The 15,517-nt window shown below is 44.1% G+C and carries 12 protein-coding genes and 1 tRNA gene; 2 read left to right on the forward strand and 11 right to left on the reverse strand.

The annotated features are described in order from the left end of the window. Window positions 1-137: 137 nt before the first annotated feature. Together ACYTXL_RS20360 and ACYTXL_RS20365 are read right to left on the reverse strand one after the other, a co-directional pair. On the reverse strand, window positions 138-878 hold the full coding sequence (locus tag ACYTXL_RS20360; protein ID WP_461926304.1) for a cobalt-precorrin-6A reductase: 741 nt from the start codon (window positions 876-878) through the stop codon (window positions 138-140). Beyond that, on the reverse strand, window positions 875-1,294 hold the full coding sequence (locus ACYTXL_RS20365; protein ID WP_461926305.1) for a DUF1636 domain-containing protein: 420 nt from the start codon (window positions 1,292-1,294) through the stop codon (window positions 875-877). The genes ACYTXL_RS20360 and ACYTXL_RS20365 overlap by 4 nt, the downstream gene beginning before the upstream one ends. A 341-nt stretch (window positions 1,295-1,635) precedes the next feature. On the opposite strand from ACYTXL_RS20365, the gene ACYTXL_RS20370 reads away from it, so the two are divergent. Next, window positions 1,636-1,709 (forward strand) — tRNA-Val (locus tag ACYTXL_RS20370). Window positions 1,710-1,749: 40 nt separating this feature from the next. Here the strand turns inward: ACYTXL_RS20370 and ACYTXL_RS20375 are convergent. The 9 genes from ACYTXL_RS20375 to ACYTXL_RS20415 form a co-directional block, all read right to left on the reverse strand. Next, window positions 1,750-1,962, reverse strand: a complete 213-nt coding sequence (locus ACYTXL_RS20375; protein WP_461926306.1) for a hypothetical protein — start codon at window positions 1,960-1,962, stop codon at window positions 1,750-1,752. Window positions 1,963-1,975: 13 nt separating this feature from the next. Beyond that, window positions 1,976-2,344 (reverse strand): DUF3800 domain-containing protein, encoded by a 369-nt coding sequence (locus ACYTXL_RS20380; protein WP_461926378.1) that lies wholly within the window; start codon window positions 2,342-2,344, stop codon window positions 1,976-1,978. 139 nt (window positions 2,345-2,483) lie between these two features. Continuing rightward, on the reverse strand, window positions 2,484-3,431 hold the full coding sequence (locus ACYTXL_RS20385; RefSeq protein WP_461926307.1) for a D-2-hydroxyacid dehydrogenase: 948 nt from the start codon (window positions 3,429-3,431) through the stop codon (window positions 2,484-2,486). Window positions 3,432-3,695: 264 nt separating this feature from the next. After that, entirely contained in the window at window positions 3,696-6,311 is a 2,616-nt protein-coding gene (bcsA, locus tag ACYTXL_RS20390; RefSeq protein WP_461926308.1) for a UDP-forming cellulose synthase catalytic subunit, read from the reverse strand. 57 nt (window positions 6,312-6,368) lie between these two features. Further along, entirely contained in the window at window positions 6,369-8,690 is a 2,322-nt protein-coding gene (locus ACYTXL_RS20395; RefSeq protein ID WP_461926309.1) for a cellulose biosynthesis cyclic di-GMP-binding regulatory protein BcsB, read from the reverse strand. Window positions 8,691-8,986: 296 nt separating this feature from the next. Further along, window positions 8,987-10,252: a glycosyl hydrolase family 8 gene (locus ACYTXL_RS20400; RefSeq protein ID WP_461926310.1), complete on the reverse strand. Its 1,266-nt coding sequence runs from the start codon at window positions 10,250-10,252 to the stop codon at window positions 8,987-8,989. Beyond that, window positions 10,213-10,392, reverse strand: coding sequence for a hypothetical protein (locus tag ACYTXL_RS20405; RefSeq protein WP_461926311.1), 180 nt, complete (start codon window positions 10,390-10,392; stop codon window positions 10,213-10,215). The genes ACYTXL_RS20400 and ACYTXL_RS20405 overlap by 40 nt, the downstream gene beginning before the upstream one ends. After that, entirely contained in the window at window positions 10,370-12,727 is a 2,358-nt protein-coding gene (locus ACYTXL_RS20410) for a tetratricopeptide repeat protein (RefSeq protein WP_461926312.1), read from the reverse strand. The genes ACYTXL_RS20405 and ACYTXL_RS20410 overlap by 23 nt, the downstream gene beginning before the upstream one ends. Next, window positions 12,724-14,292 carry a carbohydrate porin gene (locus ACYTXL_RS20415; protein WP_461926313.1) on the reverse strand — a complete coding sequence of 523 codons (1,569 nt, stop codon included), beginning with the start codon at window positions 14,290-14,292 and terminating at the stop codon, window positions 12,724-12,726. The genes ACYTXL_RS20410 and ACYTXL_RS20415 overlap by 4 nt, the downstream gene beginning before the upstream one ends. 321 nt (window positions 14,293-14,613) lie before the next feature. Here ACYTXL_RS20415 and ACYTXL_RS20420 point away from each other — a divergent pair, with 321 nt between their 5' ends. Continuing rightward, window positions 14,614-15,408 carry a hypothetical protein gene (locus ACYTXL_RS20420; RefSeq protein ID WP_461926314.1) on the forward strand — a complete coding sequence of 265 codons (795 nt, stop codon included), beginning with the start codon at window positions 14,614-14,616 and terminating at the stop codon, window positions 15,406-15,408. Window positions 15,409-15,517 lie beyond the last annotated feature (109 nt).

Below are 15,517 nucleotides of genomic sequence, written 5' to 3' on the forward strand. Positions count from 1 at the left end.
GCAATAATAATTTAACAAGCATAAAAGGTTTGTAGTCAGGGCTTCAGCCTTTATAATAGGGCTAAAGCCCTTGCTACGAGCCAATTTAATTAATTTTACATTGAGTAATATAGTTTGATTAATTCTTGCCTACTTACTTAGCAGCGAGCAAATAGCCATGCCAAAGCACCATCAACATTCGTAACCTGCTCCCCTGGCGGTATGGCTGGACGATTTACCATAATAACCTTCAGTCCCAGTTCTTGCGCTGCAATAATCTTGGGCTTTGTGGCATCGCCACCGCTATTTTTACTAACGATGGTATCAATGTTGTTGTGAATCAGGATTTGCCTTTCATTATTCAGGGTAAAGGGACCGCGATCGCACAATATCATTCCCGGTGGCACTAAAGCATCATCGCTAGGAGGGTCAATCATCCGCATCAGAAACCAAATTTTCTCTAAATGAGCAAAAGCAGCGAGTTCTTGCCTCCCAACTGTCAAAAATACCCGTTGTGGCTGATTTGCTACAGATGCTGCTGCGGCTTCAACGCTGTCAACTTCAATCCAGCGATCGCCACTTACTTTTTCCCAAGGCGGACGGATTAACATCAGACGGGGTACTCCGACTTCAGTTGCAGCATCTGCCGCATTAAAAGAAATCTGACTAGCAAAAGGATGGGTTGCATCAATTAATAAGTCGATTTGCTCCCCTCGCAGATAGCTAGCCAATCCAGCCACACCACCGAAGCCTCCAACCCGGAAATCGCCCAAGGGAACTGATGGTTTCCGAGTGCGACCCGCTAGAGACGTGATTGCTTCTAACCCTTGGATATTCGCCACTCTGGCAGCTAGTTCTGCGGCATCTCCCGTCCCACCCAGAATCAAAACGCGGATCATTGAGATAAAGGTGGAATCTTTGCCAAAATGCCCTTTTTCAGTGCTTCTGGACGCTCTGACCAAGGTAATAAACCATCAGCTTTGACATAGTATTTACTAGCACATTCTAGTACCGCAGATGCACTACCATCAACGGCTAAATCACCAAATAAATATGTTAATTTGCCTTTGGCAGCAAAGGCGACTACACAAGAACGATTGCAAGCACTCATACATTCAACTTCCTGAATTGGGAATTCATCTCGTAAGTCCCAATCTTGTGCAAGCTGCTGAAGTTGATGTAGAAGTTTTTCACCACCACTTTCACCTAAGCGTTTTCCATCTTGCCAAACGCTAGCGCAAGTTTTGCAAACAAATAAAGTATGTTCAACAATACCCAAAGGACTAGTTGGGGAAATATTGACAGTAGTAGTCATCTGTACCTCGCAGATATGTGGGACTGATAAATCTATTTCGGCGGGCATCCTGACTCACTCAATTTAGAATTTTCGATTACATCTCAAATTGGTTCACAGTTGCTCCCAAGCGCCGGATTTGCACCGAACTTTAAGAGTTACCTCTGGTAGCTGACTCCCACCAGAACCGAATAACCTTATAGATCATACACTAGGGTCATCTAGGAAAAGGATATTACCAATGTTAGAAACGCGGTTTTTGCCACAGGTGCAAGATGTCAAATTATCGAGTTCGCCTGATTTGGGTATTTATCTTGCCTGTTCACAGAAGTATATGCTATAGTTGATAATCGTGTGGTTAAGGACGTATAGCTCAGTTGGTTAGAGCGCTACGTTGACATCGTAGAGGTCACTGGTTCGAATCCAGTTACGTCCATTTTATGTAGAGTGACTAATTAACTCTCCTCAGGACAGATTCAGTCTAGGCATTGTAATACTGGATGGTCGTGTGATTTGACCTCAGCCATCTGGTTTTTATCAAGGAAAATACCTGCATTTTGGAATTGGGGATTTTTATTTAAGCCGAGCAAAAAGTTTTTAAAGCTGGCTGCTTTTTCTCGTGTATCGGGAAGGTCATCTAGATAAAGCCTAACTCTTATTCTTTCCTGTTCTGAGTTAGAGTGTTGCAATCCGAAAGCATGTTTAATAAAGTAAAAAATACTCGTTATGATCCTGCTCAGTACTGAAATTGTTAGGAATATTACAATTTTGAGTAAACATAACTCTGATTTTGACGATATCGGCTTCGATGAAGTCAAAAAATACTTCGATCAAATCAATATATTTATCTAAATATTGATATGTTACTTTTGACCATTTAACCTCGTTGTGCAAATTTAAATCATTTTTCTTCGCGATTAAAACTTTCTGGACTTCGTGCAAGTCCTGAGAACGTACTAACGCACCACCATAAAAGTGAGAAAAGAAACGTCCTTTGTCAATCGATTCGTCACAATAAATTATATATTCTAAGGAGAGGGATTGAGGGTGAGGTAATCCAGGGACATAAATTGTATCTTATTTAATTCTTATTCCTTACAGTTGGGACACTTGGAAAGCAAAGGCAAGGGGAAGCAGTCGGCGACAAGGGAGAATCATTGAATAACGTTTCTTCCTTGTCTCTTGCCAATGCCCAATATTATTCAATTCTTCAGTATCCAGCTTGTTTGTCTACGACATTCCGCAAGGGCTGACCAGTTTGGTAACGTTTGAGATTGTCGATAAATAGTTGTGCTATGCGCTCTTTCAGTGGTGGCGAAAGGGCTGAACAATGGGGTGTGATAAAGGCGTTTGGCAACGACCATAAGGGACTTTCCTCTGGCAGAGGTTCTGTAGCCACTGTATCTAATCCAGCACCCGCAATCCATCCCTCACGTAGTGCGGTGAGCAATGCAACTTCATCTACTATTGCACCACGAGCAATATTAATTAGGTAAGCAGATTGACGCATAGAGCGCAATGCAACTTCATCGATCAAGCCTTTAGTTTCTGGAGTTAATGGTGTAGCAATAACTACATAGTCAGCTGTCGGGAGGAGCGATCGCCACTCATCGGCACCCACAACTTTGTCAAAATTCGGTAGGGGTTCAGGATGGCGGCGACTACCCCAAACTGTAACTCCAAAGGCTTTGGCACGAGATGCGATCGCTTGACCGATATTTCCTGTACCAAGAATTAATAAAGTCGCGTCTGCCAACTCTTCGAGAAACACTCCTCTTACCCAAGTGTGTTCATCCTGCAAAGTTTGCAATTTCCGTAGATTCTTGGCGTGATAGAGCATGAATGCCAGTACAAATTCTGAAATCGGAATTGCGTGAACTCCTGCGGCATTAGTGAGGATAATGTCCTTTTCCAAAAAAGTTGGCGTGAGGATGTGATTCACGCCAGCACTCGGCGACTGTTGCCAACGCAGCGCGGGTGCTGCCGTCAATACTTTGTCAAGGGTAGAAGTTTTCAGGTAAAATCCGTTGAGATAAACTTCTGCATCACTAGCATCACCATCAAGATTACCTTCACTATCCACCTTTACAACATCTATATCAGATAGTAGGTGTGGCTCAATATCAGCAATCAGATGATCGGCTAAAATTAGTTTCACAATTTGCTACTCCCTTATTCCATTTTGGATTTTCAATTTTGGATTTTAAGCTGAAAAACATCTAATTTGGAAGTTTTTACGGATAAGGTTGTCTAAATATGCTTTTCAATCAGAAGGTGTCAGGATTTTCGATAAACGCTTAGGAGATAGAACCCCAACTTCTGGTAAGAAGTCGGGGTTGTCGATACTATATTTGAGCATTTCCAGGTTCTATCTGGAAACTAGATTTTCAAAGTGTTTTGGCTTAAATTAACACCAATGTTGTTACAGAACCTGCAACAGTTGTTTAATTTTGCTGTCTTGGCGTTCCTTGAATTTTTCTGGAAAAATTAACTCGATCGCAATCTTGCCATTTGCCTGTTCTTCTACTGCATAAATTTCGGCAACAAATCGGTTAGATGAGAGATTTTCGGCATCCTGATTTAACAGTAAACCAACCAGTGGTTTAACAGTTCGCATCGTATGCAAATCCTGTTGTCCGATCATTTTGTGAGAAGACATGGCTTTTTTATCCTCTATTTCCAAGCGCAAACCCGTTGTTCCTAGTTCTGTGGCTACTCCAAAGAAGAAGTTACCATCCCAGTAGAGTTGACTATTCGTGTTTACCTGCTTGCGTACCTTTTTACGACTAGTTTGGTTGAGGTCACGCAAGGCCCGAGTCAAACTCGTGGCTAGAAATCCCAGGGAAGCTAGGGGCTTATCTACGTACTGGGCTTTCTGAGAATACCACTCCCGGACATCAGAATATAAAACTAGAGTTAAAGCATCACTTTGGGCACTGTTGAGCTTCACAAAATCAACACCCAAAAGCGTTTGTGTGTCATTTATAGGGGAGACTCGGACAATCTGCCCCGTTAAAGAGGCACTAGCAGTATAATCTCCCATCACCTCAACTTTTACTTCATCCACCAGTAAATTGGGCCAGGTTTCCAAAGAAATTAATGCACCAGTTTCGGAAATATTCACCGTTTTGCCCATGATTGTTTGACCGTTACTGGTAATTAAAATGGGGAGACGACGCTGTAAACGGTGGGCAGTACGTATTTGCGGTTGTTCAAAGCCAACCAGCAAAGCAGCTGAGAGCAAAACCAGATTAAAAATAGACCAGATGGTGTTAACTAGGACCGCCTGCCAATCTTCAGGACGTAGCAGCAGCCAATAGGGAACAGCCAGTAAGGAAGAGACTACAAATCCTGTCACCACCAAAAGACCACGCATTGATTCCCAATCAAAGATGCGTTTGTTAATAGATGTCCCCTTGTCGGTAACGTTAAATGAACCCAGCTTGGGGTTAAATAGCGCCAACATCGTTACCCACCCAGCCTGGAAAGCCATCGCAAATTCAAAAATTTCATTCCAGAAGGAGAACCGGACGTTTTTGTAAATGATGTAGTTAGTAAAAAGCGAGAGGAGAATATGGGGTAGGGCATAAGCTAGAGTTTCTAAACCCAAACCTTGAACAGAGTTAACGCCAAATAATAAAAATAGCGGCGGTGCGATCGCATATATTAGTCGAGGATAGCCATACAAAAAGTGCGAAGTCGCGCTAAAATAACAAATCCTTTGGGCAAATGTCAGGTTCAACTTCCGATTAAAAACGGGGTTTTCCAATCGCAGAATTTGCGCCATCCCCCTTGCCCAGCGCACTTGTTGCCCCACATAAGAAGAAAACGTTTCTGGTGCTAAACCAGCCACCATAATTTTGTCGTAGTAGACAGACTTGTAACCCAGCGAATGCAATCGCAAGGCAGTATGACAATCTTCTGTCACTGTTTCCACCGCAATTCCCCCAACTTCTAAAGCGTGGGATTTACGGATTAATGCTGCCGAACCGCAGAAAAAGGCGGCATTCCAAAAATCGTTACCTTTTTGCAGTACCTTGTAAAACAGTTGATTGCCTGCGGGGATTCTACCTTTTGTGAGTAAATTACGCTCGAAGGGATCGGGGTTATAGAACCAGTGGGGAGTTTGGACAAAGGATACTTTGGGATCGAAGAAAAAACCCATTGTATGCAGGAGAATTTGCCGCGATGGGATGTGGTCACAGTCCAAAATCAACACTAAATCGCCGTCGGTTTTTTCAAAGGCGGTATTGATATTACCAGCTTTAGCGTGATCATTACTATCCCGTGTCATGTGTATACAGCCGAGTTCTTCGCACATTTGCCGTAGCTTTTCCCGTCTGGCGCTAAACTGTTCTCGGCGGGGGTCGTTTTCTTTATACTTTTCTGGACGACCATCATCAAGAACATAAACGGTTTTTTTATCAGCAGCATAATCACAAGCTAAGGCTGCGACGGTAGTCTTACGCACAATCTCCACGTCTTCGTTGTAAGTGGGGATGTAGATATCGACTTTGAACCATTCTTGTTCAGGAATGTTTGTGAGATTAACTGGTTGGCGTTCTTGAATTTTCAGAGTTTGAAAGTATGCCAATACTAAGGTGAGGATGGCATAGAGTTCGGCGAGGAACAACAACGTACAAGCGATGCTGTTGATCCAACCATCAAAGTTGAGGGTATAACTGGTGCGGTAGAATAAATAACGCAGCGTTGTTACCATACTCAGCCAGACCAAAAATAAGTGGTAATACTGGCTGATTTCTGGAGAGTCCTCTTGAAACTCTGCGTGGATCACCAGTTGACCGAGTAGCACCAGAAATACTGCGACCAATCCTTGCTGCCAAACTTCTATCGGAGTAACAATCAGTGGCACTGATAGCACTAATAGGAGCAGGATTAACCACTTAAACTGTTTTACACCTACCTTTTGGAGAGTGCGGTCAAAAAATCGGGGAGTAATATCAATCAGCCAATTGCTCAATTTTAAGCGCTGGCGATCGCGTGATTTCCGGGGCAATGTGTCGGGGGAAGAAGACATTTTGGATCTCAATTTTGAAATTTAAATTTAAGATTGGCGATACCTGACCGAAAGTATCTACTTTTTGTCAGCAGTTAAGCGCTTGAGATACAACTGAACAATCCCGTAAAGAATTAGGGAAACACTCAAAATGCCTACAGGTACCAATAGCCAATTTTCTTGTAAAAAGCGTGATGCTTTACTGAGGAGAGTAGTATTTTCCCAGCGACGAGTGTTCGGGGCACTTTCAAAAAACTGTAGTTGATAGGCATCAGCATCGTAGGAAACTGAGTCTTTTTGATCACTACTAATTAGCACCGTATCCTTTTTAAGCTGGAAGAACCACGGGTCTTGATTAAGAACTTGTCGCACTCGCTCTAAACCAGTTTCGGTTTGAGATGTTAAAGCTAAAAGGACGCGATCGCTATTCCAAGGAGAGATAATTTGTTTAATCATCCCTTGTGTATCCTGTGGAGTCTGAACCACAGCATAGGCAGAGGAGCGAGAAAATGCTTGGTTTAAGTTAAAGCCACTGGAATTAAAGACTTCCGGGAAAGGAAACTCTTCTCGCGTTCCAATTCCTACCAAATGGTCATTTTTACGGGCTTTTGTTGGCAAAGCATCTGGTGTATAAACATTTAGTTTGACGGTATCTGCTTGACTGAGCCTGCCTAAGCGTTCGCTAAAAGCTAACAAAGTCAAAATATCTGTCTTCGAGGGTATTTGGGGCAAGACAATCGCCGTCTGAGACAAATCCTGTGGTGCGGCAAAGGGAAAACCGAATTTCAGCAGGTTCAAATCTGGTAGTTGTGTAGATATCTCCCGCTTCAGATCGAAGTTAGTATCAGAATGCACCGTACCTGTCAGTTGTTGATCTGGTGGCTGAAGACAGTTCTGTTTATCAAACGGTTCTCTGGGAGTCATCCGAAAGAAAACTTGCAGTTTCGAGTTAGGTTTAATCAAGTTTTCCGGCAAATTGACTTTCAGGTTTTTGTGAGTTTCTCCCGACTCAGAATCAAGACGTGCCCCACCGATGAAAACTCCATCCAGTAAAACTTCCAGCGCAGAAGTTCGGGGATTAAGTTGTGGCCCATAGCTGTACATCAGATTCATCGAACTACCCCGGAGAAATCGATCATCCGGTAAAGCGCGAAAATCAACTTCAATTGGTGGTGCCCCCATCCCACGTACAGTTACATCATTAAACGGCTCACCATTTACCTGAGTTTTGATGTCGCTGAGTTTAAAAGAATTTTGCTCTGGCAAATAACGAGGCCACTGGCGCAGTCCTGGTGTCGAGCCTTCCTTGAGGGTATTGACAAAAACTACCTGACCAGTCCCCATTTTGCGTAAGTCTGGCTGTGATAAAAATTCGGTGGCCTTTTCCACAGCTTTTGTGCTGTTGCCAGTGGCAATTAAAACTGGAACCCCAGTCTTTTCAGTTTTTGTGATCATCAACACCCCAGTTTCATCGGGTACGGGGTTGTTATCACGATCCAGAATTTGATTGCTGAGGACTTTCAGGGGCAAATTCTTCCAAGTATTTAGGGCTGGTTGCTCGGTGGGAGTGCCAATGATCACCAAGCGATCGCTTGCCTTCACATTTGCGACATCAGACACCAAGCTCGTCTGAATCGGGCGAAAATCTGCGATTCTTCCCAATCCTGCTTGGAAGCGAGCTGCTGCTGTCAGCCAGGATTGATCAATTTGACTCGGTTGCAAGTAAGCAATTTGGTTAGTTTCTAAGCCGAGTTCGTCAAAGAAAGGATAAGGATAGCGGCTGAAATTCAGGGGAATTGACTGCCGTTCATAGTTCAAAATTAATTTGGAATCTGGCAGAATCTCTGTCCACAAGTCGGGACTACTGGGGTCGCTACATTCGAGAGTGTTATTCTGCTGTGCCACCAATACGAGTTCGTTGTAGTCTTGAAGCAGCTTTGGTGGGATATTGAATAGTACTTGACCTACTTGGGACTCTTTGCGATTGAGTGGTACGCTACCAACACTGGTGCCATTGACTAACACGGTCAGGTTGGAGCGATTGGCATACAGTGATGGTGAGTGTTGAAAGCGGATTAAAGCTTGCACCTTACCCCGATCTAATTTCCACCCACGGGGACGGGTAAAAGCAAGACGACCTTCTGAGTAAACCCCGCGCAAGCGCATCCGGTTGCCCACAATCGGACTACGATTAAATTCTAGGATGTAAGTTGCCAGTTTTTTGGCGTTAGCAGTTTCTAAGTCTGCTTTACTACTACTTTCTGATGTCGTTGCTTGAGCTAATGAAGTTACTTTGGTTTGAGCTTGAGCGCTCAATAATGAACTAGGGAACAAAAAAAAGCAAGAACTAACAATAATTGCTTTTTTACTAACTTGGGAAAGATGAAACAACTGCTTCATGGTTGAGCGTGATTTTAGTGTTAATTTACTTAAGCTTTTTACGTAAAAATCAGAACTAATTCGTTACTTTGAGAACTGAAAAATCAATCCGGTTTAGTTAAGGCTTAACTCTTTGTCAAAATCAATTTTTTTAACGTAGACCCGGAGTGGCTTGCCGCAGGCTATCGGATGCTCCTACGGAGAAGCAAGCTACGTGCAGCATCTCGTTAGAGAAGGACGCAAAGGAACAAAAGGAAGAATTGCTTAACTAATCAGGAGTTTGGCAAGCCTGTACTCTAATTCAGCATCGGAGGATGTCATTTGCCTGTAAGCAGTCGTTGGGGTATTGTCTTTGGAGGTAGCAATCCTAACCAAGCCAAGTTCTGGGTGTAATAAGCCGATTCATCTCCCCAAACTCCCTGCTTGTATTGAGGCAGTATTTTTTTCACAAGCAGTTCTTGAGCTGTTGCTGGTTCTACTAATTGCATAGCGGCATACAACATGGCGTATTGGGATGTAGCTTCGTAATTCACTAATGCTTTTCCTTGGAGATCAATGCGGGCTGGTAAACTCGATTGTTTACTCCACAGTTTTTGCAGATGCTGAGTGGATGTCACTAGATAGCGCCGCGCTTGGGGTGAATTAAACCAGGCACCATCCAACGACAAACGCCACCACACTCGATAGGCGTCAAAGCTATACAAACTCTTCAGAGTACTAGATGCTGGTAGGGTTTGGCATTGTCCAGTTTTGGTATTTAGAGCTACCCAGTCACTAGGTAAACCCACGCTAGAAAGTTTTGCGGAATTTTCTAGCACTTGATAGCTGCTGTCTACCAAACTCAACCAATGATGTTGGGGGTCAACTTGTGCAAAGATCCGAAAAGCATAGGGAGCAAAATAAGAGGGATTGAGGTAATAGGTAGATTCATTCGGGACAAATGCAGCCACTGGTCCTGGTAACAGGTAGCGCTTACCTTGGGGTTCTGAGATGGTGGAGAGGTTCCACAAATCTTGCAATTTAAGTTTTGCCAGTTCCAAGTATTCGGGTCGATTCCAGCGCCGTGATGCCAAAATCAAGGCAGTAATCGCATCTATATCTCCATCACTGGCAAAGTTGGTGTCGATGATACCCCAGTTACCATCTTCCTTTCGTCCCCATTTCCAAGCCCACAAACTATCTGTACGTTTACCCCCTACTCGGTGCTGGAGGTTATTTTCCGACCAGTGTAAAGTGAGGGCAAAAGTTGCCGGATCATTGATCAGTACTGCTCGTAGTAAAGCATAGGCTTGACCTTCACTAGTTGAGCGATCGCTTGCTTGGTAATCAATCACCCGCCCATCTGACTGAATAAATCTTTGGCGGTAGCTATCCCAGCTTTGGGCTAGTAATTCCCGGTTAGGGGTGGATTCAGGAAGATCCGCTAAAAATTTAGGGAGATTTTGACTACTACCTTCAGTGGGGAGATTTGCCACCGGAGTTCGATTATCCGGTGTTTGGGGTTTTGCTGCCCAGTAACTAGAGTCACAGGTAGATAAACCAATCAGGCTGGCAAGAGCTGCCACTTTTGGGAAGTGCCACATCCTAAAAACAGTTTGATTTGTAAAACATTAGTTGATGGTGAGAGTGCCATCTCCTTGCCCTTATTGTTCCCTTGTAGTTGTTGAAAATTAACTTTCATGAAGAAATTTAAGCGATCGCTAATTCCTGCTACGACGTTCATAATCTTCCCAAGGGGGTTGAAATCCTCGTCGTAGCAGAAAGTCTGTTTGGATTTGCTGTATTTGCCGAGACGCATCACGATCAATTCCTCCTTCCTCGGCTGCTTCTAATTCCAATTGTTCTAGCTGCGCCAGCGCCGTCAAAGGCTGATCTAAAATCGCATTCAATCCAGCGAGGGCCTGGCGTGTGCCTTTGTCTTCTGGTTTTTGTGCTAACACTTGAGTATAAATCTCCTGTGCCGATTCAAAGCGGCGCTGTTCAAAGCGAATTCCGCCCAAACCAGCTAAAGCATCAATGTTATCTGGTTGCTGCGCCAAAATATTCTCATAGCTACTGCTAGCTAAATTCAAGTCACCTACAGATCGAGCCAACTCTGCCTGCAACTGGTATGAGTCAGAAGTCTTGGGAATGCGAGCAATCAACTGCTTCATCCGCGCTCGTGCTTGGGCTGGATTACGTTTTGCGATCACCTGTAATAGGCGCAATTGTAATGGTATGGAACTAGGATCAGCTTCTAGCAGGTAACTATATAAAGCTTCTCTTTGCGGATCTGTAGGCAGCGCTCCTAGCAAACTGTATAGTTCTGGAGGAGTATTGGTTGCGGGTTGTGTAGCTAACCAATTGTTTAAAACTGCCTCTGCTTCTGGTTGGGAGATTCGTTTGGCTTGATAGGCGATACTAGCACGCCCCAGTTGAATCGATAAATTTTGAGGATTGCGAGCTATTAGCTGGTCATAAATTGTTACAGCCTGATCAAAACGCTTTTGTTGCAGTCGCACTCCCGCGAGTCCGCCCAAAGCAGCATCAATAATATCGTTACTATTTGGCTTGCTAGCAAGCACAGCTTCGTAACGCTGGGCACTAGCTTCGATACTACCCTCACGACGCTCAATTTCTGCTGCTAGTAACTGCGGTGCCAGGTCTTTAGCACCTGCGGGCGTGGCTGTGTAAGCTGCCAATGCTTGCCTTGCAGCATTCAAGTCTTGACGCTGCACATACATTTGCGCCACCCGGAAATTCAAAAACGGTACGTTGACCCCTGTTTGCAAAATATTTTGGTACACAGGTAAAAATTCTGGGTCGGGAGCATCAATGTTGACTAAGGCATTAGCTAGCTGTTGTAACTGCACGCGATCGCTCGGTAGTGATTGGATTGCAGTCCCCAAACGCTGTTTCAAGTCATTTTTACCGAGTAAACCTAGCTGATTTTCCAAAGCTAATTGCTGCACCAGCAAACTTTGATCGTTGGGAAATTCTAACGCCACCCGCCGATATAGTTGCAGTGCTGTTTGTCGTCCTTCGGGGAACCCACTAAAGACATCAGCGACTTCGCGCAGCAATTTGGGGGAAGGGTTGGGATCGGTTTGGAGAGCTTGACGATAGAGATTGAAAACTTGCTGGGTGAGGGTGGGGTTATTGGTGTACTTGCGAATTTCATTGAGCGATCGCGCTAAGGGCAAAATCGCATCTGGTCTTCCCTGTAATACATCTAAGACCGCCAATGCTTGGGCTGGTTGTTGATTTACAAGGTATGCCACAGCCAGTTCTTTACGAGTTTCAATCGCTATGTTGTCAAGGCTCCTGGAGCGCTGCAACTGCGCTTCTAACACCTGTACTGCCCCCGCCGGATTGCCTGTTTCTCGTAAGGTGCGACCGTAGGCTAGTGCTGTATATCCTGTAATCGCTTTGCCAGTGGTGCGGTAGCGGTTAAACAACTCCAGTGCTTTCGGAAAATCCTCACTGTAACTATAAGTTTGAGCTGCATCAAGGACTGCCTTTGGTGTCGGGTTGTTGCTCAACACGATTTGATAATCTGCCAGGGACTCGCTTAATTGTCCTTGATAGGAGTAGAGTAGAGCACGATAACCGCGAGCTTCTGAGTCATTGGGATTCAACTCTAATAAAGTTGTCAGAGCCTCAATTCCTTTTAAATTCCACTCAGGACGATAACTAGCTAATAGACCAACCGTTTTTAAAGCTAGTTGGTTGTTGGAGTCTACCGCCAGCACTTGTTGATAAGCACTCCAAGCTTCGGGAATACGTCCGGCTTTGCGATAAGCGATCGCTAATCCTAACCTAACTGGCGAAGATTCCGGTTGACTTTTCAGGGCTTGCTGGAAGGCTGCGATCGCATCATTAATCAAGCCCTTTTTTAACAATGCAAAACCCTTTTGTGCCGATGCTGATAAGTTCTGTGCTTCAGCAGGGGCAATGCTACCCAAAGGCGGCACAGTTACCAAGTAAGTAAAAACCAAAAATGAACAAGTAAAAAGAGAAGGATATTTAATTTTTTTAGCTTTTGCCTTTTGCCTTTTATCTATGTTGTTTTGACTCATTGACTAATTCTCCCTCTGGGAGTCAGATCAAATTCTGATTTCACCCTGACCCCGAAGACTGTATCGGAGAAATTATCACGTTCTTGAACCGAGAAGCCTAGCCGCAGATTATCAAGAAATTTAAAATCATAATACGCTTCCAATACATCGGGACGGTCTCCACGACGCAGGCTATCGTTAGAAAGAGGAAGTCCATAAGCTACGCCTAGTCGGTCATCTGGGGTAAACGTATCTAATAAACTAGCTCCCAAGACGTAAGTATTTGCACCCTCTCCTAAAGTGCGATTTTCGTAATGACCATAGCGCCCAAACAAACCTAATTTCAGATTGGGAATAAAGACTTCGGCGTTGAGGCCATAAGCTTCTTCGCGATCGTTTAGAAGAGTGCCAAATTGATTGTTACCTCTGGGAATGCTGTAGCTTTCAAGGAAACTATCACCAACACCAGCGTCGCGATCGGTGGTATAAGTACCACGAATAATTGCATTCCCGTAACGGATGCCAATTTCTCCGGCAAATCCATCTAAGGAAAAGTCACCGATTTTGTTGGCTGATGAAAAGACAGCTGCTTTGCCTTCAATATTGTCGGTGACACTCCAATCGACTAATAAACTAGTGCGTGAACTAATCCCCGTTGCTGCCAGTGCTGGGTTGGTTTGAAATACCGGATTAAAGAATTGACTAGCCCCATCTTTAGCAAAGCTGTTGCGATCGAAATAAGACGTTAAATCTAATTGACCGATCACAAACCGTAGATTAGGCACCCCTGCTAGAGAAGTCGCCAAATAAAGCTCGTTAATGTTCAAACCCTCGTTTCGAGAGTCATCCAAGCTGCTGCCTTGGCTGGTTAAATCCAGGGTTGCCCCAACCACAGCTTGGGAAGAAAGTGGGTAGATTCCCGTGACTCTCGCTCGTGCTGTGGTGTCACTGCCTTGGGTGATATAAACTCCTTGGAATTGTAAAGAGGGTTGCCTTAAACTACTGCTAGTAAGCTGACGGCGTTGTTGAGTAGTTACTGATTGCGTAACTGGTAGTACTGTGCTGGGAGTAGGAGTGGTACTAGGGACTGATGGTTTTGCCTCTGGATTGAATAATTGTTGATTAAAAGTTGGTGCTGCTGGTGAAGTGAATTCTTGCGTTCCAGGCAAGTTGGGAAGTGGCGGCAGGGGAGCTGCTTGAGAACTGAGTAGTTGATTAAAAGTTGGTGCTGCTGGTGCAGTTGATTCTGGCGTTGCAGACGAGTTCGCTAGTGGTGGCAGTGGAGCTACTGGAGCTACTACTGAGCTAATTGGTGGCTCCAAGCCGTTCATCTGTCCCTGCAATCCTAAATTTAGGTCAGAAGTGTCCCCACCTGCTGCCACTCTTGGTAGAACAGAATTACGTGCTGCTGCTGGAGCTTTTCCAGTCACCTGCTGCTGGATAAAGACACTCTCCAGTTGTTGAAGATTGTTGGCTGGTTTCTGCTGTACAAATTTGGGCACTGGTAGCGTTTTTACTAAACCCAATTGGTAGTCGCTAGCTTCTAGCTGAGATGGGTTGACTTGAGCTGAAGACTTTTCGCTCACTGCCAGTACCCAGCAAATCGAAACGGCGACAGTGCAAAGCAGTGGATAAACCTTGTGGTACTGGCTTGGAAAAGTAAATTTGTAGCAATCGAGTACTGTTTGCCTCATCAGCCTAGTTGGGTAACAACTACATATTTATCTTAGTTAACGTCGCAACTTTAGCAAATTTAATGAGTATTAACCACTAGATTGCATAAACTTTGCAATTCTCAATTAATTTGCTGAAAAGTCATAAAAATTGTTATCTATAAAAAAAAATTGGGCACTATAGGTAAAAACGTGAGTTATTTAGAAAAAATCAAAAAAATACTGCCTTTTATCATGAAAAATCTTGATTTAAAGACTATTATTCCCAAATTTAAAGCTTTATCTTCTGCTAATTTCCAGGTAGCCATTTGCCTTATGCTTTTAGCTGCCAGTTATGGCTGTGTTCAAAAGGCACAAGAAAAGGTGGAGATGCAAATTCTAAATGTCCAACCTATATCAAGTAAAGGCGTATACAACGTAGTCGGTAGTAGCAATCTGCCTGAGTCTAGCAAGATTACAGTGGCCGCTGTGCGCTATTTGCATCCAGTATCAGGACAAGCAGAAGCTTTGCCCAACTCAGACACGAATACTAACCGTTCAATTCTGGCTCGTCAAATTGTGGAAGTGAAGCAGGGACAATGGGAGGCCGCGCTGAATCTGTGGCAAGTTGCACCCAATGGCAGTTTCCAGGAAGTCTGGCAAGTAAATCCAGCACAAATACGACTGTTTCCAGAAGGTGATGTTAAATTTGTAGCTATTTTCGATCCTGCCAGTCAGTGGGAACAGTCAGATAATCAAAACTCTCAAAAGTTAAAGTCAGAAAATCAACAGCTTGAAAAGCTTGAAAGCAAGTTGATTCGCTTTACTAACGAAGGTGAAAAGTATTTACAAGTGAGTCAAACCTTAACAATACCCCTACCTACAGGGAAAACAATAGCACCTCGTCCGCAACCGGAAGACTTGAATGGTGGCTGGGGAAACCGATATCAAATTCCGCCACAATCCATAGTTTCTAAAACTACCTTACTTCCACCGGGTAAAAATAGGCAGACGAATGCCTCTGTGACTCCTCCAGAGTTTCTCAAGTGAGAATATTGAGCATGGGGTACAGTAGCCCTCCATCCCTCTATGTTTGATAGATAAACAGGACTTATGCAAACAATAGCTGAAATTCTGATTTTTAGGTAGGGGCAATTCA

Source organism: Nostoc sp. (assembly GCF_054880495.1).

Bases quoted from the DNA above. Each gene is read 5' to 3' on its own strand.
- ACYTXL_RS20360 (WP_461926304.1), bottom strand. From the start codon at position 878: ATGATCCGCGTTTTGATTCTGGGTGGGACGGGAGATGCCGCAGAACTA.
- ACYTXL_RS20365 (WP_461926305.1), bottom strand. From the start codon at position 1,294: ATGACTACTACTGTCAATATTTCCCCAACTAGTCCTTTGGGTATTGTT.
- bcsA (WP_461926308.1), bottom strand. From the start codon at position 6,311: ATGTCTTCTTCCCCCGACACATTGCCCCGGAAATCACGCGATCGCCAG.
- ACYTXL_RS20395 (WP_461926309.1), bottom strand. From the start codon at position 8,690: ATGAAGCAGTTGTTTCATCTTTCCCAAGTTAGTAAAAAAGCAATTATT.
- ACYTXL_RS20400 (WP_461926310.1), bottom strand. From the start codon at position 10,252: ATGTGGCACTTCCCAAAAGTGGCAGCTCTTGCCAGCCTGATTGGTTTA.
- ACYTXL_RS20405 (WP_461926311.1), bottom strand. From the start codon at position 10,392: ATGAACGTCGTAGCAGGAATTAGCGATCGCTTAAATTTCTTCATGAAA.
- ACYTXL_RS20410 (WP_461926312.1), bottom strand. From the start codon at position 12,727: ATGAGTCAAAACAACATAGATAAAAGGCAAAAGGCAAAAGCTAAAAAA.
- ACYTXL_RS20420 (WP_461926314.1), top strand. From the start codon at position 14,614: ATGAAAAATCTTGATTTAAAGACTATTATTCCCAAATTTAAAGCTTTA.